General features: G+C 40.0%; 13 protein-coding genes and 3 pseudogenes. 9 read left to right on the top strand and 7 right to left on the bottom strand.

What is annotated here, in order from left to right; all coding sequences use genetic code 11:
* Positions 1–200: 200 nt before the first annotated feature.
* The 4 genes and pseudogenes from ACGEDC_RS19695 to ACGEDC_RS19710 all read left to right on the top strand — a co-directional run bounded on the left by ACGEDC_RS19695 (position 201) and on the right by ACGEDC_RS19710 (position 8,525).
* Positions 201–2,920, top strand: a pseudogene (locus tag ACGEDC_RS19695) (TonB-dependent receptor).
* Positions 2,921–3,036: 116 nt separating this feature from the next.
* Positions 3,037–4,533 carry a tryptophan halogenase family protein gene (locus ACGEDC_RS19700; protein WP_394495264.1) on the top strand — a complete coding sequence of 499 codons (1,497 nt, stop codon included), beginning with the start codon at positions 3,037–3,039 and terminating at the stop codon, positions 4,531–4,533.
* Positions 4,534–4,589: 56 nt separating this feature from the next.
* The gene (locus ACGEDC_RS19705) at positions 4,590–6,485 is read left to right on the top strand and encodes a glycoside hydrolase family 13 protein (RefSeq protein ID WP_394495266.1); all 1,896 of its coding nucleotides are present in this window, start codon (positions 4,590–4,592) and stop codon (positions 6,483–6,485) included.
* Between the two features lie 63 nt (positions 6,486–6,548).
* Positions 6,549–8,525: an alpha-amylase family glycosyl hydrolase gene (locus ACGEDC_RS19710; protein ID WP_394495268.1), complete on the top strand. Its 1,977-nt coding sequence runs from the start codon at positions 6,549–6,551 to the stop codon at positions 8,523–8,525.
* A gap of 73 nt (positions 8,526–8,598) precedes the next feature.
* Here ACGEDC_RS19710 and ACGEDC_RS19715 read toward each other — a convergent pair whose 3' ends face one another.
* Positions 8,599–9,258, bottom strand: a complete 660-nt coding sequence (locus tag ACGEDC_RS19715) for a TorD/DmsD family molecular chaperone (protein ID WP_394495270.1) — start codon at positions 9,256–9,258, stop codon at positions 8,599–8,601.
* Positions 9,259–9,438: 180 nt separating this feature from the next.
* Between ACGEDC_RS19715 and ACGEDC_RS19720 the strand changes: the two genes are divergently transcribed.
* A complete protein-coding gene (locus ACGEDC_RS19720; RefSeq protein ID WP_394495272.1) occupies positions 9,439–9,675 on the top strand; it encodes a hypothetical protein in 237 nt (78 codons plus the stop codon).
* Positions 9,676–10,091: 416 nt separating this feature from the next.
* On the opposite strand, the gene ACGEDC_RS19725 is transcribed toward ACGEDC_RS19720, so the two are convergent.
* On the bottom strand, positions 10,092–10,634 hold the full coding sequence (locus ACGEDC_RS19725; protein ID WP_065107987.1) for a 4Fe-4S dicluster domain-containing protein: 543 nt from the start codon (positions 10,632–10,634) through the stop codon (positions 10,092–10,094).
* A gap of 24 nt (positions 10,635–10,658) precedes the next feature.
* Positions 10,659–12,911, bottom strand: coding sequence for a molybdopterin-containing oxidoreductase family protein (locus ACGEDC_RS19730; protein ID WP_394495275.1), 2,253 nt, complete (start codon positions 12,909–12,911; stop codon positions 10,659–10,661).
* Positions 12,912–13,384: 473 nt separating this feature from the next.
* Here ACGEDC_RS19730 and ACGEDC_RS19735 point away from each other — a divergent pair, with 473 nt between their 5' ends.
* The 3 genes and pseudogenes from ACGEDC_RS19735 (at position 13,385) to ACGEDC_RS19745 (ending at position 20,153) form a co-directional block, all read left to right on the top strand.
* Positions 13,385–15,481: a glycoside hydrolase family 97 protein gene (locus ACGEDC_RS19735; protein WP_394495277.1), complete on the top strand. Its 2,097-nt coding sequence runs from the start codon at positions 13,385–13,387 to the stop codon at positions 15,479–15,481.
* 521 nt (positions 15,482–16,002) lie between these two features.
* A pseudogene (locus ACGEDC_RS19740) lies at positions 16,003–17,579 on the top strand (MFS transporter).
* An 81-nt stretch (positions 17,580–17,660) separates the two neighbouring features.
* Positions 17,661–20,153: a glycoside hydrolase family 15 protein gene (locus ACGEDC_RS19745; RefSeq protein WP_394495279.1), complete on the top strand. Its 2,493-nt coding sequence runs from the start codon at positions 17,661–17,663 to the stop codon at positions 20,151–20,153.
* A 193-nt stretch (positions 20,154–20,346) separates the two neighbouring features.
* Here ACGEDC_RS19745 and ACGEDC_RS19750 read toward each other — a convergent pair whose 3' ends face one another.
* The 4 genes and pseudogenes from ACGEDC_RS19750 to ACGEDC_RS19765 form a co-directional block, all read right to left on the bottom strand.
* Positions 20,347–21,285, bottom strand: coding sequence for a DUF808 domain-containing protein (locus tag ACGEDC_RS19750; RefSeq protein ID WP_394495281.1), 939 nt, complete (start codon positions 21,283–21,285; stop codon positions 20,347–20,349).
* Positions 21,286–21,429: 144 nt separating this feature from the next.
* The gene (locus tag ACGEDC_RS19755; protein ID WP_394495283.1) at positions 21,430–22,308 is read right to left on the bottom strand and encodes a transporter; all 879 of its coding nucleotides are present in this window, start codon (positions 22,306–22,308) and stop codon (positions 21,430–21,432) included.
* Between the two features lie 249 nt (positions 22,309–22,557).
* Positions 22,558–23,591, bottom strand: a pseudogene (locus tag ACGEDC_RS19760) (LacI family DNA-binding transcriptional regulator).
* Positions 23,592–23,678: 87 nt separating this feature from the next.
* Positions 23,679–24,377 (bottom strand): DUF3334 family protein, encoded by a 699-nt coding sequence (locus tag ACGEDC_RS19765; protein ID WP_055026007.1) that lies wholly within the window; start codon positions 24,375–24,377, stop codon positions 23,679–23,681.
* Between the two features lie 295 nt (positions 24,378–24,672).
* Between ACGEDC_RS19765 and ACGEDC_RS19770 the strand changes: the two genes are divergently transcribed.
* A complete protein-coding gene (locus tag ACGEDC_RS19770; RefSeq protein ID WP_394495286.1) occupies positions 24,673–26,307 on the top strand; it encodes a methyl-accepting chemotaxis protein in 1,635 nt (544 codons plus the stop codon).
* Positions 26,308–26,462 lie beyond the last annotated feature (155 nt).

Below are 26,462 nucleotides of genomic sequence, written 5' to 3' on the forward strand. Positions count from 1 at the left end.
AACGTTGTCGTAGAAAGAATGCTAGGAGTAGTATCTTCACTGTTCCGCAACAAAACGGACATATACCTCAGCGCTTATGCAGTCATTTAAGCAAGCTGAAGGAAATACTATAAAGACTGTAAATATAAATAATAGAAATCTAGCAGCCTAACCTTACACATTAATTAAGGGCTGCTGGCCATTCAGAAGGGGAAAGATGGATGTCGCTATTTAAACCAAGCTTACTAACGTTAGCAATGGTTGCTGCCAGTACAAGTATGTATGGTTACGCAGCTGAAGCAGAAGAAGGCACAACTGCAGATGAATCAATTGAGGTGTTAAAAGTCACCGGTATTCGTCGAAGCTTACAAGAATCTCAATCATTAAAAATGTCTTCTTCATCAATTGTTGAAGCGATTTCAGCTGAAGATATCGGTAAATTACCTGATGTCAGTATTGCAGAATCACTTGCACGTCTGCCTGGTGTATCAGCACAGCGTCTTGATGGCCGTGCTAACGTTATCTCTATTCGTGGTATGGGTCCTGACTTCACAACTGCAACATTAAATGGCCGTGAACAGGCTTCTGTTAACGACAACCGTGGTGTTGAATTCGACCAATACCCTTCTGAATTATTAAACCGTGTTGTGGTTTATAAAACGCCAGATGCATCAGTAATGGCTCAGGCTATCGGTGGTACAGTCGATATGCAAACCATTAGTCCGCTAGCACACGGCGAGCAAACATTCGCAATTGGTTTACGTGGTGAAATGAACGATCTTGGCGCATTAAATAGCGGCTCAGATGACACTGGTTACCGTGGCAGCATTTCATACATTGACCAATTTGCAGATGATACTATCGGAATAGCATTAGGTTACGCTCGTATGGTGTCACCTAACCAAGAAGAACGCTGGCAGGCTTGGGGTTACCCTGAAAATGATGCTGGTGATAGTGTGTTAGGTGGTGCTAAGCCATTTGTTCGTTCATCAGAGCTTGAGCGTGATGGTGTTCTAGCGGTATTCGAATATGCTCCAAATGATTTTTACCACACAACGGTTGATCTTTATTACTCAAAATTTACTGATGATCAGCGATTACGTGGTATTGAGATCCCAGCAGCATGGGGCGCTAATGGCGGTGTTGAAGCCACTAATACTGAAGATGGTTTGGTAACTGAAGGCATCATTCGTGGCGCTGAAGTTGTTGTTCGTAATGACGTCAATAAGCGTGATGCTGAATCTTTATCTGTAGGGTGGAATAATAAATTCTTCCTAAATGATAACTGGTCTGTTGAAGCTGATGTTGCTTTGTCAAAAGCAGAACGTACTGATATCGGTATGGAAAGCTACAGTGGTACAGGTCGTGGTACTGGTGTCGGTGCAGTTGATGATTTAGGCTTCGCCTACAATGGCAGTGGTGGTTATAACTTCACGCACAACCTAGATTACTCAGATCCAAACGTTATCAAACTAGGTGATCCACTTGGTTGGGGAGCCCGTTAGGCGCAAACACTCAAGACGGCTTTATTAACAAACCAGAGATTGAAGATGAATTAAAATCTTTCCGTTTGAGTGCTGAATATGTATTTGATGATGGTGCATTCCGTAGTATTGAATTTGGTGTAAACCGTACAGACCGTGACAAAACCAAGTTAGACAAAGGTTACTACTTAACCTTAAAAGGTTATGACGGTACAGACCCAAACTATGTAATGACAGTACCTGATCAGTATTTACTGAGCCCTACTTCTCTTGATTTCTTCGGTATGGGCGACGTATTAAGCTATGATTCTCTAGCTTTTTATAACGACGGTAATTACACAGAAACTGATGTAGCAAATGTTGACTTATCTCGTGCCACAAACTCTTGGGGCGTTTACGAAGAGATTTCTACTGCTTACATTATGGCTAATATTGAAAGCGAGTTATTTGACCTACCACTAACAGGTAACTTTGGTATCCAAGCGGTACATACAGATCAAACTTCAGACGGTACTGTTGCAACAGTTGAAAACGGTGAAGTAGTCGTTACTCCACGTACGGCTGGTGACGATTATTTAGAATGGTTACCAAGCGTCAACTTAGGTTTAGAAGTTGCTGAAGGACAAATGCTTCGTTTTGCAGCTGCACGTACATTAACTCGTGCACGTATGGACAAAATGAATGCAAACGTTAACTTTAGCTACAATGAAAACCCTAATGACGGAGTAAACTGGTCTGGTGGTGCAGGTAATCCTGAGCTTCGTCCATGGTTAGCTCGTCAATACGATTTGAGTTATGAAAACTACTTCAGTGATCAAGGTTACTTTGCCATAGCAGTATTCTATAAAGATTTAGAAAACTATGTCTATGACCAACAGTCAGCATTTGATTTCAGTACTATCTTGCCGCAAAACCCAGGCGATAACCCTATTGGCATCGTAACTCAGCCACAAAATGGTGACGGTGGTTATGTACAAGGTATCGAGGCTTCTTTCTCACTAGATTTTGGCTTCTTTGCTGATGCATTAACAGGTTTTGGTACTGTTATGAGTGGTTCTTATAACGATAGTGAAGTTAAAGAAACACCTGATAGTGACCCTACAACTCTACCAGGTCTATCAGAGAAAACGTTCAATGCGACCGTTTACTACGAAAACTCTGGATTTGAAGCACGTGTTAGCTCTCGCTACCGTAGTGACTTCTTAGGTGAAGTCACCGCAATTAGTTTGACGCGTCAAAACGTGAACATCAAAGCTGAAACTGTGGTTGACGCTCAAGTGGGTTATGACTTCTCTGAAAGCGGTATTGATGCCCTTTATGGTTTATCTGTACTTTTCCAAGTGAATAACTTAACCAATGAGCCATTCACATCTTATACAGGTGAAGATGCACGTCATGTTCGTGATTATCAAAATTACGGTCGTAACTACATGTTAGGCGCTAACTATAAGTTCTAATTAAGACGGTTTTGTCTCGTTAGTAACATTGAAAGAGCCTCTGTAACCTGTTACAGGGGCTTTTTTATTATTTCATAATCTGTTTATTACAACCCGGCAAATAAAAGGCGATTACTATGAATAAAAATAAAATAAAAGACATTGTAATTGTTGGAGGCGGTACTTCTGGTTGGATGACCGCTGCCATGTTAATCAAACTATTTAAGGCTCAACTTAACATCACATTGATTGAGTCAGAGTCCATTGGCACCATTGGTGTCGGTGAAGCGACCATCCCTCCTCTTCAAATATTCAATAGCGTCCTTGGAATCAACGAGGCTGACTTTATCAAACAAACCCAAGCGAGTTTTAAACTAGGAATCCAATTTGAGAATTGGGGTAAGGATAAAGACAGCTACATGCATGCTTTTGGCAATATTGGCAAGGATATTGGCTACACTCAATTTCATCATTATTGGTTAAAGTCCTCGCCTCAAAATGCTCATTCATTTTGGGATTACTCACTCAACTATCAAGCTGCTACTGAGAATAAATTTGCTCCTATAGACACAATTAAGGGCTCTCCTCTTGCTGGAATAACGCATGCGTATCATTTTGATGCATCTCTTTATGCCCAAATGCTAAGGCAATATAGTGAAAACTTATCAGTAAAACGTCTTGAAGGGTTCATTAGCTCAGTACAGCTCAAGCAAGAAGGCGACATTCAATCGGTTACTCTTAAAGATGGCCAGGTCATTAACGGCGATTTGTTCATTGATTGTTCCGGGTTTGCAGCACTATTGATAGCAAAGCAATTAAATGTCGGTTACGAGAATTGGCAACATTGGTTGCCGTGTGATAGTGCTTACGCAGTGCCATGTGAGCGCAGTGAGCCATTAGTCCCCTACACTCGCTCAATAGCTCATAAAGCAGGATGGCAATGGCGTATACCATTACAACATCGTACTGGAAATGGGTTGGTTTATAGCAGTCAGCATATAACAGATGATGAAGCTAAATCGTTATTGCTCAACAATTTAGATGGAAAACCACTTGCTGAACCCAAAAAGATAAGCTTTACAACTGGAAGACGTGAAAAGCAGTGGCATAAAAACTGTGTTGCTATTGGTCTTTCCAGTGGGTTCCTTGAGCCCCTTGAATCAACCAGTTTACATTTAGTTCAGTCTGCAATAATTCGATTAACAAAGTTCTTCCCACATCAAGGTATTCAACAATCCAGCGTTGACGAATTTAACCGTCAATCAAAGTTGGAGTTTGAACAGATTCGTGACTTTATCATTTTACATTATCACGTGAATCAACGAAGCAGTTCATCCAATAAAACTGACTTATGGCAACAATGTCGTGATATGCCAATACCTACATCATTACAGCAAAAAATTGACTGTTTCAGAACAACGGGAACAGTCACTCGATATCAAGATGAACTGTTTACAGAAGCGGCTTGGATCCAGGTCTTACTTGGCCAAGGGGTGACACCAAAAGATTATAACCCACTCGCTAACAATATTAACCAAAGTGATCTCACTGAATTTTTAAGTAATGTAAAACAGATCATTTCTGGTGCAGTTACTAATATGCCAACACATAATGACTATATTCAGCGGCTTTAAACGCTATAACCAGTAATCTCATCCCCAAATAAAATATATAAAGCAAGGTTTATAATATGACGGATCAGTTTAAATTAGCTTACCCACTACTAATAAGTTTGCTGTTTTCAGCGCCAGTTGCTTCAGAAGTATCATCATTTTCAGTTGAGCCAGAGTCATGGTGGGCTGGCATGCATAACAACCAACTTCAATTACTGGTTTATGGTGACAATATCGCCAACAAACAAATCAGACTCGCCCAAGCTAATGGGGTTAAATTAATTGACGTTCATCAATCTAGCAGCGATAACCACTTATTTGTCGATCTTGACCTAGCTAATGCCAACCCACAAAAGTTAACGTTCGCCATTTATGATAACGATAAACTAGTGCAGCATTTTGATTACCCTATCCTTGCACGTGAGCCAGGATCACGTGACAGACAAGGCTTTAGCAATAAAGACGTCATTTATCTAATAACACCCGATCGTTTCGTAAATGGTAACCCTGATAATGATAACCACCCAGATATGCTCGAAAAAGTTAATCGTGCAGACAAAGATGGTCGACATGGCGGCGATATTATGGGGATCCGTAAATCACTTCCTTACTTGAGCGAGTTAGGTGTTACCCAGTTATGGATTAACCCGCTTTTAGAAAATAATCAGCAAAAGTATTCATATCATGGTTATTCCACCACTGACTTTTACAACATAGATCCCCGCTTTGGCAGTAACGAAGAATACAAGTCATTAGTCGAAGAAGCAAAGCAGTTCGGAATTGGAATTATTAAAGATGTTATTGTCAATCATATGGGTTCAGGACATCGCTGGATGGCAGATTTTCCAACTTCAACTTGGATAAACGGCCAACAACAATGGCAACAAAATCCATCTGATATCTTATATACCAGCCATCGAAGAACAACAGTACAAGACCCTTACGCACTGAAAAGTGACAGAGCCGAGTTCGAAAACGGATGGTTTACTGACACCATGCCTGACATGAATCAACATGATCAGTTTATGGCAAATTACCTGATTCAAAATAGCATTTGGTGGGTGGAATATGCAGGGTTAAGTGGGATCCGTGAAGACACCTATTCATATGCCGACAAGACATTTTTAACTCGCTGGTCAAAAGCGATTATGGATGAATATCCAAACTTCAATATTGTCGGTGAAGAATGGACTGCGAACCCGATTACAGTCAGTTACTGGCAAGCGGGAAAACAAAATGCTGATGGTTATGTGTCACATACTCCTAGCATGATGGACTTTCCGCTATATGAAGAAATGATTAAATGCTTAACCGATAAAGAGGACTGGGGAAGCGGCTTAATCACTTTATATGAAATGCTTGCCAATGATGTGATTTATGCCAAACCGACGGATTTAGTCTTATTTGAGGGCAACCATGATACCAACCGCCTATACAGTTTGATGGGTGAAGACTTAGCGACGTATAAAATGGCGATGACTTATGTGATGACAAGTAACCGTATTCCACAAATGTTTTATGGAACAGAAGTGTTAATGACTAGCCCAACCAAAGACCGAAATGATGGGTTAGTGCGCAGTGATTTCCCTGGCGGCTGGCCAACGGATAAAGCCAATGTATTTAATCAAACAAACTTAACGCCAGATCAATTAGATGCGCTAACGTTTAATAAGACCTTATTAAACTTTCGTAAAAACTCACTTGCTATCCAACAAGGTACCCTGTCTCATTACGTGCCTAAAGACGGTGTTTACGTGCAAGCAAGACGTTATCAAAAATCTGATAAAAATGAAGATATTCTGATCATATACAACAAAAATGAAAACGCTGTTGAGCTTGATTTAAATCGATTTAGTGAAGTGCTCAGTCAGCATACCTCAGGCGTTGAACTGTTCAGTCAACATTCGTATTCATTAGATAAGCCACTCACTTTACATGAAAAAGGTGTCATTATCTTAAGCTTATCTAACTAATAACAAAAATGACTGCAGCGATTAAATTATTCAACTAAACCGCTGCAATAATAAGAGATAATTATGCATACCCTATCAAGTATTAATAAACCACAACTGCGGTCTTCTGTACTCGCCAGCGCACTCGTATTTTTTGCTGCAGGGTGTAGTCACTCCAGCACATCGATTGAAAATCACATTGCAGAATCAGAAGATAAGCTTCACGATACAGCACAACACAACACAAGTGCTTTGACTGGAAAGCCGGTCATATATCAAGTCTTCACGCGTTTATATGGTAATACCAATACAACCAACAAACCCTGGGGAACCATAGATGAAAATGGTGTCGGTAAGTTTAGTGATTTTACTGATGTTGCCTTACAGGACATAAAATCACTTGGAACCACGCACGTTTGGTACACAGGTGTGCCCCATCATGCATTGATCAATGACTACACTGATTATGGGATCAGTAATGATGATCCTGACGTTGTAAAAGGCCGTGCGGGCTCGCCCTATGCAGTAAAAGATTACTATAACGTTAACCCTGATCTAGCTGATAACCCAAAGCAACGATTAGCGGAATTTGAAGCGTTAATTAACAGAACTCACAATAATGGCATGAAAGTCATCATTGATATTGTCCCAAATCACGTCGCCCGTCGTTATGAATCACTGGATCAAAACACAGCGTTACCTGAAAACCGCCATTTTGGCCAACAAGATAATACTCAAGTTGAATACGCTAAAAATAACAATTTTTATTATGTTGTTGGTGAAGAATTCAAAGTACCAGATCCAATCAATGGTTATTCACCTTTAGGTGGTGAACCGCACCCTTTAGCCGATGGCAAATTTAACGAAGTCCCTGCTAAATGGACTGGCAATGGTTCACGTTTAGCCAAACCCGATGCAAATGACTGGTATGAAACAGTCAAGGTTAACTATGGTGTCAAACCAGATGGTTCATATGACTTTCCGGTGTTACCTGAGGGTTACGCTGATAAGTCAGCTTCAGAGCATCACCAGTTTTGGCAATCGCAACAGCCAGAATCGATCCCAGACTCTTGGGTTAAATTTAAAGACATCACAGAGTACTGGTTAGCAAAAGGCGTAGATGGCTTTCGCTATGACATGGCTGAAATGGTGCCTGTAGAGTTTTGGAGTTACCTAAACAGTAATATTAAACAGTTAAACCCTAACGCATTCTTATTAGCAGAAGTATATAACCCTAGCCTTTATCGCGACTACATTCATTTAGGAAAAATGGATTATTTGTACGATAAAGTCGACTTATACGACACTCTTAAAGATATTATTCATGGCAAAGAATCTACCGCTCAAATTGCTGCTGACCAAGCTAAAGTTATGGACATTGAGCAGCAAATGCTTCATTTCCTTGAGAACCATGATGAGCAACGTATTCATACCACTGACTTTGCAGGTCGCCCAGAAGCTGCCTTACCCGCTATGGTAGTTTCAACCACTATTAGCCGTTCGCCAACATTATTGTATTTTGGTCAAGACGTTGGTGAACAAGGCGCTGAAAATGCAGGATTTGGTCAACCAACTAGAACCAGTATTTTTGACTATGTTGGCGTACCAGCGCATCAACGTTGGATGAACAATGGTAAATTTGATGGCGGGCAATCAACTGAAGCAGAGAAATCTCTTCGTGCTTACTATCAAACATTGTTAAATTTAAGCCATACTGCATCTGCACTCAATGGCGAATATTTTGAGCTAGATACACATAACCGTGATGTATCTGTAGCAACAAAAAATGGTTACTCAGAGAAGCTGTTTGCATTTAGCCGTTATGATGAAAACCAATTTATCGTTGTCATCAGCAATTTTAGTCAACAAGAAGCAACAGACTTAACGTTAAGTTTACCTAAAGCCTTGCTTAAAGCCGTAAGCTTAACTGATGGTGTTTATAAGATGACAGATTTACTAACGACTGAAGAACAGACTGAGATGACGGTTAATCAAGATATTGGCACAATATCGATAACGCTAAAACCATTACAATCTAGTGTGTTAATGATTGAACTATAACGTCTTTCATCATTAATCGTTTAAGCCAGATAGCCATGTTATCTGGCTTTTTATTTACATTTATTACAACGATTTATTTATATAACTCAACTTCAACAACGGTAATACTCAGCTGGGCAGTTAAATCAGCCAACAATAGCTTGCTTAACTGCGCTGCTGCACTGTATAAGCCACTATTATCATTATCTATAACCAAGGTTAAAAACCGTTCACTCCAAGGTAAAAGATGTTGGCTCAGTAGCACCTCTGTTCGACTTGTCCCCTTTTCACCTTGGCTAGATGCTAAGCCTGAGACACTATCAAGTTCTAAACAATGCACCAAAGCAACTAACATCAGGCTAAAGTGATCTGTCGGTTCATTATTTTCAAGATTAAAATTAAGATCTTGAAGCTTACAAAAGTCCATAAAGGCAAGCGTTGTATGGTCAAACAAACGATTTTGTTTATTTAAATACACTGCCCCCCAAGGATACGCTAACTTGCCCTTCGGCCTCACAAATAAAGCATTAAAATCTTGCTTAAGTGCTAATAATGGCAGTTGTGATGCTAACTGTTTAATTTCATCTATTTTTAATAAAGCTAGATCTTGCAAATTCGTTTTATTTGTTATGAATATTGATGTATCGAGTTCAGATAAGGTGTTTTTAAATTCTTCATCAGGATTTCGATAAAAAATTTCAGCTAAAATATTAAACATTAACGCTATAGATTTAACGTTATCTGAATTACTCATGTTTATTCCTTATTATTTAATTTACACCATATTATTTCAGGTTATTATTAATATCTGTGATGCATTTCCAGTTATAAAAAGTAATAGCAATGATTTGTAAGCACAGTGATTTAGATCATTATTCAATGCTTAAAAAATTCGTATGATGTTTCAATGCGGTTTATTAATAATAGGTAAACTATGTTAGTCATGAGCTTTAAAGAAAGATGGCGAGCAGCCGAATTGGCCTGTGCTATCGAAAACACCTTAAAGAATGAAGCTGTGTGGTTAGCATCATCTAACCCAGCAAAGTCGATAGATGCTATCAGCAGAAAGCTTGCAAGTATGGTAATTAATGACTTCAGACGTGTGGAAACCTTTCCTGAGACTTTAACGGAGTCTGAATTATTAAGCGCTTTTTTAACGGCTTCAGCGTAGTAATTAATAAAAGTATTAATCAAGAAACCATTACAAAAACCGACTACTCTATCATTGCTTTAGCGAGAGGTTTTGCATTAGATATTGATTTATCCCATGAACAAGCATTATTAGATCAAGCAAGTTCAGTTATTCAAGTTGCAAATAACTGGGATAAGCATATCAGAAATTTAAATCAAAGACGTAATACTCGATTTACTGTGTAATGATTTTTAAAGCTAGTGTATAAATAAACATTAAAAACTCTGTCACCTAGATAACAAATCTATATTTATTATTGTTCGTCTAAAAAACTATACTTTAGTATTAAAAAAGCCTGTTAAATTAACAGGCTTTTACATAACAGCATTTCATTTTGAGCTTTAAAAAGGACATTAATATTTTAAATGCTCATATTATTAACGCTTTGTCAGTCACTAACCTCTTAATTTAATAAAGACTGTACTTGGCGCCGTACCTAAATCTTGATGACCATCACCTGACATACTCGCACCAGGTAACGCTAACGCCTCACTGAGATCCATCACATCTAGAACCTGTACAGGACATCCCGTTACACAGAAAGGTTTTTCACCGACATCAAGCCTATCTTTGCACATATCACATTTGGTTAGCACACCTCGACTTGGGTCGATCTTAGGCGCATCATAAGGACACGCATAATGGCAAACACCACAACCAATACAAGTAGATTCATCTATGTATACAATCCCATCATCTCGTTGGATCATCGCACCTTGTGGGCATTTCTCGACACAAACCGGTGACTCACAATGGTGACAAGACTGAGATAAAAATACCGAGACTTCTCTACCTTCACTATTAATTTTTTCGCCTTGGCTAATATCGCGCAAAGTAACGAATTCATTGACGTCGTTACCTGCTTGGCAAGCGACGGTACATGCTTCACAGCCGACACAGTTTTCTTGGCGAAATACAAAACATTTTTGTTCAGACATTTGTTTTTTCCTTAATGTAATGGATTACGCCAAAGCGATATCAACACGAGTTGAGTGGAAAGTTGAACCAAAGTTCATATCGGTTAACTCACTATTGGTAAGCTGATTAATAGCAGTGCCACTGCCGTTTTCATTGAGTTTTTTCCATGCATTTTTCCAAGCGAAAATTGTTCCTGTTGGTGTCATAGCTTCAACTCTTGCAGTGTATTGAATCACCACATCACGCTGACCATAACGACTTGCCGTTAACTTAACTTGGTCGCCATCACTGATCCCTTTGCGCATAGCATCATCTGGGTGAATATAAACCATATGCTGCGGGAAAGTGCCTTCAATATACTTAACGTTTGCCCATTGCGAGTTACTCAGCTTGGGATGCGCTGGTGAAAGTAAACGGAATTCACGTGATTTTTCATCATCTGTCATGCCTTTGGTGGCAAAGTCATCTGACTCTGGTGTACCAGTATCGATAACAGGATTGAATTTTTCAGGATCGAAATAAGTACCACTGGTGTCTTTAAATTCAATTTTTCCGCTAGGCGTTGGGAAGTCATAATTTTTACGGAATGGGTAATCAACCACTGGGCTATCCCAGTTTTGAACACAGAGTTCATCGTAGCTGATGTTGCCCTTCCAAGTACCACGTAAAATATCCTCAATACTTTCACTAAACTCAGGGTCGCTGTAACCCATGGCTTTAGCTAAATCTTGGAAGATAATGGTATCTGGTTTTGACTGATATAACGGGCTAATCGCTTGGGTGCTGTGTTTAGCATAATAACAGTGGTAACTATCAATCATATTAGCTTGCTCAATGTAACTTGAGGTTGGCAGTAAATAATCAACGTAGTCCATGGTATCGGTTTGGAATAGATCAATCCCGACTAAAAATAAGTCATCCCGCATTAATCCAATTTCAATTAAATCAGCATCAGGAGCAATAGCAATCGGGTTACTTGAATATACAATCATCGCTTTAATCGGATCGCATGGCTCATCAAACGCTAATGGGCCGACTTGACCGTCTTCATGCTGATAATCTTCTGGCAGAAGTGATTTACCAATTTCACTAATATTGACAGTATCTCTTACTGCATCTTCTGGTGTTAAATGACTACCGCCACAATATGCCCAGTCAAACAACCCACCAGCTTGAGTGTTCAGATACACAACGCCTGCACCGACTTTACCAATATTACCTGTTAAAGCAGCTAGCGTTGGAATAGCTTTTACCATACGTCCACCATTTAGTGTACGTTGTAAGCCATAACCAATACGGATCATTGCACATTCTGCGCCAGCATAAGCTCTTGCAAAAGACTGATACTGTGACTTGCTTACCCCTGTTTCAGCTTCAATTTGCTCATGGGTAAATTCTTCTAATCTTGCCAATAACGCATCATAGTCTTGGGTATACGATTCAATAAAACCAGTATCATGCAAGCTTTCTTCAATCAATATCTTAGCAATACCAATAACCAAGGTTGCATCAGTCCCTGGTGTCGGTTGTAACCAGATATCTGCCTGTGATGCTAGCGGCGTTCTTGCTGGGTTAACTACCAGTACTTTTGCCCCTTTATCACGCGCTTCATTGATAAATTTTAAGTGATGAATATTGGTCGCTTGTTCGTTTGTTCCCCACGACACAAAACACTTGGTATTGACGTAATCTTCTGGGCTCGGACCGGAGAATTCGCCTAAAATTGAGCTCATGCCAGAATAACCCGCACTAGCACAGATGTTTCGTTGTAAATTACGACTCGCAATTCGGTTAAAGAAACGGTTAGCACCTGAACTGGCACCAATGCCGCTGTAGCCTGAATAGAAATAAGGCACAATGGCATTACCAGAATAGGTATCAATAACTTCATTTAATTTTGCAGCAATTTCGCTATTAGCTTGTTCCCAACTAATTGGCTCGAAGGTTGCCCCAGGACCACGAGGACCAACGCGTTTCATTGGTTGCTGTATGCGGTCAGGACTGTAAATAGATTCGAGATACGCATGGCCTTTTACACATGGCGTACCTGCAGTCACAGGATGCGAAGGATCGCCACTAACAGAAACGGCAACCCCATCTTTAGTTGAAACTAGCAGGCTACATCTATCACCACAGTTTCTTGGACATGTTGTATGAAAAACACCGTCGGGTTCAGGTGTTGGCGGCTCTGTTACGGGTGGTTCTGTTGTATTGTCATCATCGCTACTAGAACACCCCATGATACTCGCAGAAAATGCAAAAGCACTACTGCCTTTTAAAAAACTACGTCTGTTCATTGCCATCATTTAATCCTTATTGTTATTCAAAAAAACCATAGCAAAAAGCCGTGTTTTGTTAACAAAAAAGATTAAAAAATATAATCTGTTCAAACATTTAGAAAATCATTTAACGCTATCACAGTTTCATCTTTTGGATATCAAGTTTTCACATATCAAAAGTTATTGTTAGTAAATATCTCATTAAAAATTTAAAGCTGTAAAAATAAAAACAATTGTTTCAGTGCAATCAATATTTACATTGTCAGTATCAAACAATCACTGTTACATCCAGTTATTTTCCTAAAAAGTGCAAACTATGACTTACCAAAATTTATCTCTCAGCAAAGTGTATTTAAAAACAACAAATTCTAATTTTTGAAATCAGCATTGCGAATTTTTGGTTTGAATACGTATGCAGTCAATTGCGGCAAAAATATGAACAGCCCTAGTATGAAGTAACAAAAATAATTAAATCTATAATGGAGTTATTAATGTCGCCGGTTTCAAGGAAGTCTCAACCTAATGTCTCGCTGTTACCCAAAAGAAATTTAGCTCGTCTACCGCTATTAATTAGTCTTGTTTTGCTTGGCGCCCACCAATCGGCTCTCGCAAAAACAGTAACCGTAAATTCTCCTGATAAGCGTATTTCAGTTAGTTTGACCGATGACGGTGACAGACCGGAATATAAAGTAACTTTTAACGGTAAAGAAGCCGTACTTAATTCAAGACTAGGGTTGGTTTTTGAAACATTTGGTGAATTTGGTAGCGGTTTTGATATTACAGAGTCCAGTAAGTCAACGCACTCTTCTCGATGGCAACAACCTTGGGGCGAGCGTGAATGGATAGACGACAACCATAATAAGCTGACAGCGACTTTTTCTAATGGTCGGCATCAATTTGCACTGGAGTTCAAAGCATTTGATGACGGTATCGGATTTAGATATCTCGTCCCCAAGCAAGCGTCATTTAATAAAGTGACTCACCTTAATATCACCAATGAGCTGACAGAATTTTCCGTTCCTGATGCGCATCAAGCAACAGCGTGGTGGATCCCTGGCCGAGGCTGGAACCGTTATGAGTATTTATATCAAACAACATCGGTTAACAAAGTCGACCGTGCCCACACACCTTTCACTTACAAATTAACTTCAGGGCTTCACTTAAGTATTCATGAAGCGGCTCTAACAGATTACGCAGCGATGGTGTTAGATCAGCGCCGAGATGGCACGTTAAAAGCCGATCTCACCCCTTGGTCCGATGGCACCTTAGTCAAAACTCAACCTGGTTTCACTACCCCTTGGCGCACTATTCAAATTGCTGATGCAGCAACAGGACTTCTCAATTCAGATTTAATCCTTAACCTGAATGAACCGAACAAACTCGGTGATGTTTCATGGGTTGAACCTGGTAAATACGTCGGTATTTGGTGGGGGATGCACATTAATGAAAACACTTGGGGTTCTGGCGAAAAACACGGTGCAACCACCTCAGAAACGAAACGTTATATGGATTTTGCAGCTAAGTACGGTTTTGATGGTGTTCTCGTTGAAGGCTGGAATCTTGGTTGGGATGGAAGCTGGTTCCATAACGGTGATGTATTCAGTTTTACTCAGTCTTATGATGATTTTGATATTGATGCTGTCAGTGCACATGGAGCAAACAACAATGTGCGTTTAATTGGCCATCATGAAACTTCAGGTTCTGTGACCAACTACCGCAATCAAATGAGTGACGCTTATGATTTATATAAGCAACACGGCGTAACACAAATCAAAACAGGTTATGTTGCTGATGGTGGCGACATTAAGCGAGTCGACTCGCAAGGTATTGTTCGCCATGAATGGCATGATGGTCAATTTATGGTTAATGAGTATCTTCATAGCATTACAGAAGCTGCTAAACGTCAAATTAGCATTAATACTCACGAGCCAATAAAAGACACTGGTTTAAGACGAACCTACCCTAACTGGATTTCTCGTGAAGGCGCTCGCGGACAAGAATTTAATGCATGGGGAACGCCCCCTAACAGTCCAGAGCATACCGCAATATTGCCATATACACGCATGCTATCAGGACCGATGGACTTCACTCCGGGTATTTTTAATCTTGCCCCTGAGGGACTTGATGCCGTTAACCGCGTCCAGACAACCCTCGCAAAACAACTGGCTTTGTATGTTGTACTATACAGCCCAATTCAAATGGCAGCTGATTTACCAAGAAATTACGTTGAACGATTAGATGCATTTCAATTCATTCAAGATGTACCAACGGATTGGAGCGAGAGTATTGCAGTCGCTGGCGAGATTGGTGATTTTGTTGCCTTTGCACGAAAAGACCGCGCTTCAGAGGATTGGTATTTAGGCGCACTAACCGACGAATCTGAGCGGGAGTTAACAATCAAGTTAGACTTTTTATCATCTGATAAATCCTATCAAGCACAAATATATCGTGATGGAGCCGAAGCTGATTGGAAGAGCAATCCATACGATTATGTTATTGAAAACAAGCAAGTAACAGCGAAAGATACCTTAACATTAGCCCTTGCCACCAGCGGCGGTGTAGCGATTCGTTTTATCCCATTCGATTAACACTCAACTTTAAGTCTCCCCCAAAAACCTGATGCGCAAAGTGATTGTTGCCATCAGGTTTTTCTTCATTTACATTGCCTTAGCTCACAAAAAAACAACACCGAAGACGCCATGACATTTAAGAAAACACTCCACAACCTTGTTACAAATATGATCAGTTTTCGTTGTGCATAAATGATGAATACGTATGTAATTAGTTGTGCCAAAATCCACCACAAGGCTAATATAAAACCTGCTAAATTTCTTCCTCTGCTTGTGGGGATGAAATGGGCTAGGTCGTTACTGGCGCATCACCTTCATCGGATTGTGTCAGGTTTAAGAACCTTTCTAACTTCTTTATCAATCGAAGTCAGAATACGAGGTCTTTGGCGAATACCCGTCTTAGGGAGATGTGTATTCGCCATTTTTTTAACTATCGTCTAATCAAGCCGAAATGAATACCTAGCAAAATAACAAGTAACAATAAGAATTCAGCCATGATGCTGAACAGCCCATTTATAATGGAAGATAAAGGAAGATACATGTCTGCCGATAATACATCGCATCAGGGTACACCGAATAAACAACCGCTTCGTCAGCAACCAGAATTAAACTTCTGGCAAATTTTCAATATGTGTTTTGGATTTTGGGGATCCAATTTGGTTTTGCACTTCAAAACGCTAATGTCAGCCGTATTTTTCAAACCCTAGGCGCTGAGATTGATGAAATTCCAATCTTATGGATTGCTGCTCCGTTAACAGGACTTATCGTCCAGCCCATTATTGGCTACTTAAGTGATAATACATGGAATGGACTGGGTCGCCGTCGCCCTTATTTTTTAATTGGCGCAGTTTGTACCACACTCGCTTTATTTATTATGCCGCATTCTCCAGTTTTATGGGTCGCAGCGGGCATGCTTTGGATCATGGATGCCTCAATTAACATTGCCATGGAGCCATTTCGTGCGTTTGTTGGAGATAACCTACCAAAGTCTCAGCGTACTCAAGGCTATGCTATGCAAAGCTTCTTTATTGGAATCGGCGCCGTTGTAGCGTCAGCCTTGCCGTATTTATTAACCAACTATTTTGATGTGGCGAATACTGCTCCTGAAGGCGAAATTGCCGACTCGGTACGTTACGCATTTTATTTTGGTGGCGCCGTTTTATTCCTCGCGGTTGGATGGACCATCGTAACCTCTAAAGAATATTCACCTGAAGAACTGGCCTCTTTTCATCAAGAAAATGATGAAGAATTAATAGCTGAAAACAACAGCGATAGCCGCACTAGAACAGCTAAGCAATATCAATTTGCTTCTATGCTTTGGATGGCGATTGGTGGTGGTTTAACAGGTTTAGTTTTTGGCTTTTCGTTAGATAAGCAGCTTTATATATTGACCATCGGTATTTTTGTATTTGGCCCTTTGCAATTTTACTGCGCCAAAGCCCTCGCAAAAGTTAATCCAAATGACATCGCTGAGCGCGAAAGTCTAGGCATGGTATTTAACGTAGTTGATAATTTATTCCATATGCCAAAAGCCATGCACCAACTGGCCATCGTACAATTCTTTTCATGGTTTGCCTTATTCGCAATGTGGATTTATACCACTTCAGCAGTAACCTCCTACCATTATGGTACCAGTGATGTACTGACCAAAGCCTACAATGATGGCGCAGATTGGGTCGGTATGCTATTCGCTTCATATAATGGTTTTGCTGCTGTCGCTGCGATTGCAATACCTTTTCTAGCAAAAGCAGTCGGAATAAGATTCACACATACCATCAATTTAACAATGGGTGGTATTGGGCTTATCAGCTTTTATTTCATTAGCGATCCTGCCCTACTTTGGATACCTATGATTGGAGTCGGCATCGCGTGGGCGTCAATCTTATCAGTACCGTACGCAATGCTATCTGGGATCTTACCACCTAAGAAAATGGGGGTGTTTATGGGAATATTTAACTTTTTCATTGTTATCCCTCAATTGCTTGCGGCCAGTGTTTTAGGCGTAATTCTTAATACATTATTTGATGGAGAGCCAATCTTTGCATTAATTACTGGCGGTGTGTTTATGATTATTGCGGGTATCGCAGTGTTGTTTGTAGACCAACCAAAACAATAAGTTATTGAGTCATATTTCTGATTATTCAAATTATAAAACGTTTCGTGACTATACGCGGATCTTGATTGGGGAAAGTTACACATGATGGGTAAAAGCATTAACAGTTATAAAAAATCTACACTGGCAAGTGCGATCAATATTGCAATGATTGGTGCCTCTATTTTTGCTTTATCGGCTTGTTCAGAAACAACAGCCAACAAAGATGTTCCAACATCAACAGACACCAGTACAGCAGTGACTCAAGTGCAAATAGCACCAGGCGCGCCAGGTGCTGCGCCTACATGGGCTTTTTCTGGTAAGACAGGTATCGGTACATCTTATGAGCCGTACATTGACGGTCAGTACCAAGGAACAGCTGAGAACCCTGTCAGCAAAGTGTGGTTTTCACTCGCACAAGGGATCTTAACCGAAACCATGTATGGCATGATCCACAATGCACAACTAAAAGAAATGCAATTTATCATCACTGGTGAAGGGTTTGTCGATACAGAAAAAGATGACACGATCAGCACCATCGAATACCTACATCTGGATGAACAAGGTCGCCCGCTTTCATTGGCATACAAAGTCATTAATAAAGCTAAAAACGGTCAATATCAGATAGAAAAACATTTTTTCACTGATCCAAACCGTGACAGTATGATGATGAAGGTTATTTTTACCGCTTTTGCTGATGGAATAACCCCGCATTTATACGCCAACCCGCATGTAGATAATAGCGGTGCTAACGATATTGCGAGTATTGAAGAACAAGCACTTGTTGCTTACACCAATGCTAAAGACTCATCTGTGATGACGATTAAATCCGATGTAGCCTTTACAAAAGCTTCAGCAGGTTTTGTTGGTCAGTCAGACGGCTTAGTAGATTTGGCAGATAATGGCGTACTGGACAACATCTATCAATCTACCAGTAAAGCATCAGAAACTGTCGGTAACGTTGCGTTAACTGCTCAGTACAAGACGCTCAACAAAGCCACTGGTGAAAACACCATAGAAATGAATGTGGCTATTGGTTTTGGTGCAGACAAAGCCCAAAGCTTAGCTAATGTTGAAGCCACGCTTTCTGCAGGTTACGACAAAGTATTAAGTGCTTATTTAGGTGATGATAAACACCTTGGCTGGAAAGACTACTTAACAGGCTTACCCGCACTTAATGCCATGAGCAGCAATACTACTGATGATGGCAAATTACTTTATACCAGTGCGTTAGTGCTAAAAGCGCAAGAAGATAAAACCCATGCCGGAGCATTAATTGCTTCGCTATCAAACCCATGGGGTGACTCAGTCTCAGCTAAAGTCGGTAGTACAGGCTATAAAGCAGTTTGGCCACGTGACTTTTATCAATGTGCAATGGCCTTTCTTGCTATGGGCGATCTTGAAACGCCAAAAGTGGCTTTTGAATACTTGAAAAAAGTGCAAGTTAGTCAGCAAACACCTGAATATGTTGGCACGCCTGGTTGGTTCTTACAAAAAACGCATGTTGACGGTCAAATTGAATGGGTGGGCGTGCAGTTAGACCAAACGGCTATGCCAATTATGTTGGGGTGGAAGTTATGGCAAGCTGGCGTATTAAGTGATGCAGAAATCACTCAGTGGTACCAAGACATGTTAAAACCCGCTGCAGACTTTTTAGTCACTGGCGGTAAAGTTAAATTAGACTGGAACGATACTGAAATAACCCCGCCAAGTACCCAACAAGAGCGCTGGGAAGAACAAGCGGGATTCTCACCTTCGACAACTGCAGCAGTCATTGCAGGATTAGTGGCAGCCAGTGATATTGCCCAACTAGTTAACGATGAAAAAGCAGGTGAATATCTAACGTTAGCCAAAGAACTAGAAGCAAGCCTTGAAACCACTATGGTAACTAACAATGGCGAACTTGCCAAAGAAGGTAAACCTTACTATGTGCGTATCAGTCCAAACGGAAACCCAAATAATGCTGATAAATTACTGGATAATAATGGTAAGCCAGGGTTAGATCAGCGCCAGATTCTAGACGGCGGTTTTCTTGAATTAGTTCGTTACGGAGTTAAAGATGCTACAGATGGTATCATTCAGAACAGCGTCATGCTGATTGACGATACAACTCTTGAGCATAACCTTCGTGTTAAATATGAATTTACTGCCAAAGATGGCAGCAAAATTCCGGGTTACCGTCGATATGGTAATGATGGTTATGGCGAAGATATCACAACTGGTTTCAGCTATGCTGAGCAAGGTAATACCGCCGATCAACGAGGCAGAGTATGGCCATTCTTTACCGGTGAACGTGGTCATTATGAGTTGGCACTTGCCAAATCGACCGATAGTTTAACGCCAGAAGTCCACCAGCAATTAATTAATACCTACGTTCAAGGTATGGAAACATTTGCCAATGAAGGCTTAATGTTGCCAGAACAAGCTTGGGATGGTGTTGGTAATCCAACTCGTTATAACTACGCGATGGGTCAAGGCACTAACTCAGCAACACCACTTGCGTGGACACATGCTGAATACGTTAAGTTAGTTCGCTCGATGACTGATAAAGCAGTATGGGATTTCTATCCTGTTGTTGCGGATAAACTGGCTGAATAACTTGTAGATTTAGATAGATGGCTTGCGTTTAAAGCAAATTATTAACTATCGCTAAAAGAATGAGTTATTGAATTCAGAAAATTCAAAATCTTCAGTTCAACACCCACAAATCGAAAAATGCCACTCAATGAGTGGCATTTTTATTTTGGAGTTTGCTAAAACAAACCTAGCGAATACCTAAGCGTTTTGTCGTTTATTGTCCTTGCTTTAGTTTAGCAAATAAAGAAAATATCGATACGGCAATGGCACCGGCAATCAAACCAAAAATCGCATTGAGTATGCTTGGAGTTATAAATGCCAGTACATAGCCCACATATTCGACTTCAGCAATCCATAGCGCTGTTTGTGTAATTAAACCGCTAACTTGATGAATACCATGTGTCAGAATACCTCCACCTACCATGAACATTGCTATCGTGCCGACAATTGTTAGTCCTTTCATTAAGTACGGTGCAGAGGTTAATAGACCAAAACCAAGCTTATGCCAAAAAGCAACTAAGGCCCCTTTGCCTTGTCGTTTTGTTAAGTACAACCCTAAATCATCAATCTTAACAATGCCTGCTACTAATCCATAAACGCCAACAGTCATAATAATCGCAATCACACTTAAGGTTAAAAACTGACTTAACAAACTGCTTTGAGCCACAACACCCAAGCTAATCGCAATGATCTCTGCTGATAATACAAAATCAGTTCTAATTGCCCCCTTCACTTTTATCTTTTCAAAAGCCGCAATATCTTCTACTGATTTTTCAACAACAGCCTGCTCTGACAAGTCAGTTTGCCTATCTTTACGATGAACATACCAATGATGGACTTTTTCAAATCCTTCAAAGCATAAAAATAACCCACCAAACATGAGCAGCGGTGTTATTGCCCAAGGAATAAAAGCACTGATTAATAAAGCTGCTGGAACAAGAATTAATTTATTGAGAAAAGAGCCCTTAGCAACGGCCCACACAACAGGTAATTCACGTTCAGAGGCAACTCCTGACACTTGCTGAGCATTTAGCGCTAAATCGTCTCCCAATACACCTGCAGTTTTTCTGGCAGCAACTTTACTCATAGCAGCAACATCATCCAAAATTGCAGCAATGTCATCCAATAACATTAATAAACTTGCGCCAGCCATATCTCGTCCTTGTTTGTCGTCAATGTTTTCGTTTTGACTAATCGGGTTGCGATTAATGATGTTAATCGTATTTTTAAGGTAAAAATCTAAGCTTAATATTGCTTAACGATAGCTCAAGTCGACGTTTTACTTTCGACAAAGCGATTAAAAAGCGTATTGCCAGACTAATCCCAGTGTATCGAAATCATTCCCTATGCGTGTGATCACGCCCGTACTGGCATAAAGCTTCATACTATGATGTTGATTAAAGGCAAGTGAATACGTCAAACCAAAACGAGAATTGTCCTCAGCATCATCAGCGTCAATTCCATTTTTGCTGGTTTCTCCGCCAACAAAGTAATTTCCACTCAATGACACCCATTGTCCTGGTCCAATACTGTATATGACATGAGCTTGAAACGTGTATTGTGCTTGTTTCTCAAGTGACACTTGATTGTAAAACTCATCATTATCACTATAAATTCGAATTGACGTCATGGCATCGTAATACCAATTACCCACTCGGTACGACATCCCTATTCCTGGTCTAAATACCCATTGATTGGCACCAGCGTTGATCAGTTTATCTTCATCATAGGTTCCTAATGGCAAGCTAAGTTGCAAACTTGAGCCAACAACTAATCCATCTTTAGATTTAGCAAAATCTTTTCGTTGTAAAGCTTGTGCACCATAAAAGTTCCAAGTCAGACGCATTTTAGGATCGCCATACCCACATCTGTCAGCTTCAACAATATCGTTTTTATAATTCGCTGTGCCTGCCATACAAATACGAGATAAGGACATATCAAATTTTGATGAACTACCCGCTAGCGCAAATGAGTGCGCATAACCAAGCACGGCAGCATCTAACGTTAAATGTGCATCTTTGAGTGGAACTGAAGGTGATGGCGATAAGGCCCCTTCTGAGTGCAGATAGCCCAGGGCTAGAAAATGCATGTCGATAGGAATATTGGTATAACTGCGAGGTTCAAGATCTTGGCTATACACATGGGTATGCCAAAACAGCGCTGTAATGCCTAACAAACTTATTTTACTAAATTTTGTGAGTAAAACGAATGCACATCGATTAAATCGGGTTAATTCCTTCATAAATTACAAAGCATTTTCCATAATGACTGATATAAAACGGACTTACACAAGAAACAAAGACTTAAGCGATAGTCATTAACGTGGCAAATGTCACTAAAACAAAATGCGGCACTGATTACCGCACTTTGAATAACATAAGGTGGCTAACATAAGGTGGCTAACATAAACCAAAGTCATTATTTGTTACGAATTATCAACGCCACCGCACGACTGCCTAACCACTAAATTAGTCGGAATTAATTGCGGTCCAACGTCCTTACCACGAATTAATTTCAAAAGACTTTCAACTAAAATTTCACCTGCCAGTTTAGTATTTTGTTTGACCGTAGTGAGCGCAGGGTTTGCAAAACTTGCAACGGGAATGTCATCATAACCAACAACAGCAATATCTTCTGGTACATTAACGCCACGCTGTTTAAGTGCTCTTATTGCACCAATGGCGATTAAATCACTGGCAGCAAAGATTGAATCGAATTGATGCCCGCTATCTAATAATTTCATTGCAGCATCAAAACCTGAGCTTTCAGTGCTAATGGCATCAAATTGACATTTTTTATTGAGTTTAATACCCGCTTTTTTTAGCGCTTCGGCATGACCTAAATAACGGTCTCGAAACTCAGGGCTATGCTCTGATGCATCACCTAAAAAGGCAATATTCTTTAAGTTTAATGAGAGAATGTGCTCTGTGGCGATAACACCACCTTGGTGATTATCACAACCGATGGACAGCACTTCTTTGTTATTATGTTCTGCCCCCCAAATAATAAAGTGGGTATTTTGTTCTAATAACTTTTGCAGCTTATGTTCATAGTCTACGTAGTCTCCGTAACCTAATAAAATAATCCCATCAGCTTTATTACTGTCTTCGTAATCTGCATGCCAATCACTCGAAAGCTGTTGAAATGAAACGAGTAAGTCATACCCTTGCTGTGCAGTTGCACGGGTGATTGAACCGAGCATAGATAAAAAGAAAGGATTAATTAACGACTCATCGTTTGTGGATCTTCACAAATTAACAGCGCTAAAGTATGGCTATTTTGGGTACGAAGATTACTGGCGTTTTTATCGACTTTGTAATTTAACTCTTTGGCAATAGCTTGAATGCGTTGCCGCGTTTCCAAGTTTACAAGTGGACTATTTCTCAACGCTCTAGAAACAGTAGATTGAGATACGCCAGCACGGTATGCGATATCAATTGAGGTAGCTTTAGATGTCATTTTGCATCAGGCCTTTTTATAGTTATTTTAGATACTCACGTATTGTTTATACCTAAAATAACGCTTCTTTTCACCGTTTAATTTCTTTTATAATCCTAACTCACTCAGTAAGTCGTCAGCATCATCAGCAACCACGACTGCTGGGTCTTTTTTTGCAGTTGATTTATCAGCTTCGCCTTGTGTATTTCTGTGGGCTTCAATTAATGAGTCTGGGTCAAATTCTTCATCTAATTCAAACTCTTTTAATTTAATGAATTCAGTTTTATCCATCGCAAATTCTAAGTAAAAGATATGATTATCTGCCGTTTTGAACGACACTCTTCTTGATACTGCTTCATCTAAATTAGTATCAATCGATATAGTTAACTCTTTATTAATGGTCAACATTTTCGGCTGACTTTGACTGATAGATGTTTGTAATTCTTTAGACACAGTTTTAATGAAATCACCTAATATTTGATTCATTAACTCCCCCATGACATTACCAACGTCATCAGAGGTGTGTGAGAAAGCAAGCTCTGACTCTGGCATCCCCATATTTATCATGTATCGACGGTATATTTCTATTGCAGCTTCTTTGGAAAAGTTAATCACCACTAAACCAGAAAACCCGCCATCAAAAATTGAAAAACACCCTAAATCAGGCTTTAAACATGTACGTGTAATGTTTTGCACCATACCGGCATGGGTAACTTGACTGTCGCTAGTGCTTGAAAGAACGTGGGAAACCGAGTGACATAATTTGAGTAAAATATCATCTGTTGTAACAACTTGAACTGAATCCATAGCAATGTATACCTAGTTTTTACTTTTCCCTCATTCTGAGGCTTAACGAGTAATAAATCAAAGACTAAACATCTCATTATCAAAAATAAACAATCAAGCTAACAAGCGTTACACTAACAAGCTGATATTGCGTATATTCTTTGCCGTTTATTTGTGGGCCAACTCTACTCAACATATGTATCTTTTTGTAAAAACCTTTCAATAGATCACATATCAACTATTAAACAGTTCTTTCTGGAACTGTTTCTGTCTATATTTGCGCAATACATTGAACTTACTCTCTTTAAGGACGAACATGATCGCTTTCCTCAGACAGTTAACTATCTTAAAGCGCCTGATCATAATGCTCGCCCTGGCAGCAATAGGAACCGTTTGCTTTGCCAGCTTTTCAATTAACGAACAATACAATAATTTAATTGCACAGAAGCAAGTTCAAATTGCTGCGCAAGTTAGCACCGCTACCTCAATGCTTAGCGCGCTATCAGCTGATTTGCCCCAATCTGCTGACCAACAGCAACAACAAGACATTCTTAATATTATTTCTCAACTGCGTTATGGCTCTAATGACGCTTATATTGTTATCAATGATCAAAATGTCATTATTAGCTTTCCTGAAAGTCCAAACCTAGAAGGCCGCTCTTTTGAGCAATATATTGCCGCTGATGGCAGTAAACCGTTTGCGCAACTTACCAGACTAGCTAAATCGACAACGACAAGTCACGTTGAATATAAAGATAATATTGCATCAACATCTGGCGTTGAAACTATTCTCGCAGGCGCCCAGTTCTACCCAGAATGGGGCTGGACTATTATCGCCCATGCCAGTGCGACCGACGTCATGGATAGCATGGGAAGTGTTGTTATCAACTATCTGATTATTATGATGTTGATTTCTATTCCTATCTTTACTTTCTTCTTATTGCTGAATGTATCGATTACTTCCCCGATTAATGCAGCAATTGCAGCAATGGAGAATATTGCTAAAGGTGAAGGCGATTTGTCACAGCGACTTGATAACAGTGGTAAGGATGAAGTGGCTAAAATGGCCGATGCGTTCAATGACTTTGTGATCAAAATTTCAGCCATGGTGTCGGATTTAAAACCACTTGGCCGTGATCTAGATAATGATGCACAACATTTATTAGTGGCTGTAGAAGAGTCGAATCAAAGCTCTGAGTTGATCCATAGTGAAACTCAAAGTGTTGCTACTGCGGTTAATGAAATGTTAGCCACTACCCATGATATGGCGCAAAACACCTATCAAGCCGCTGATGGTGCTAACAATGTTAAACAACAAGCCGAGCAATCACACGCATTTATGCAGCAGACTGTGCATGAAACAGATCAGTTAGTAAATGAGTTGAAAAACGCAGAAAGCGCCACCCATGACCTAGGCAAGTCTTCTGTAGAAATTAGTACAATACTAGATACCATTGGTGGTATTGCAGATCAAACCAACTTATTAGCACTAAATGCAGCAATTGAAGCCGCACGAGCAGGTGAATATGGCCGAGGTTTTGCTGTCGTTGCTGACGAAGTAAGAGCGTTAGCAACACGTACCCAAGCATCTACCAATGAAATTAATAAAATCATTACTGATATTCATAACGGCGTTGAGTCTGTTATCAAAAGTAATACTGAAACCCAGGAACAATCGATTCAATTGCAATCTAAGGCGTTACAGTCACAAGATGCCATGACTGAGATACTCGCCGTTATTGCTAATATCAGTGACATGAATACTCAGCTTGCCAGTGCAACAGAAGAGCAATCTCAAGTCACTGAAGAAATAAACCGCAACATTACCCGAATTTCTGAATTGACCGAAATAGCTGTAAAAACCAATGAAACAAACTCTGAAGCAGCGCAATCATTACAAACGATTAGCCAAACTGTTACTGAGACACTAGGTCAATTTAAAACCAGCTAATGTCATGACAACTAAAGCCAAACGTATTAGTGAAAAATAAATCACCTTTCTATACCAGCAGGCGCCACCTTGTGGCGTTAATGCTGATATATCTCTTTGTCGCTCTCCTAAATGACCTCGCAAAATTCATCTTCAAATAAGCCTTAACACGTAAA

Origin of the sequence: Shewanella sp. ENK2, assembly GCF_043568515.1 — a bacterium.
In the GTDB taxonomy this organism is placed as follows: Bacteria; Pseudomonadota; Gammaproteobacteria; order Enterobacterales; family Shewanellaceae; genus Shewanella; species Shewanella japonica.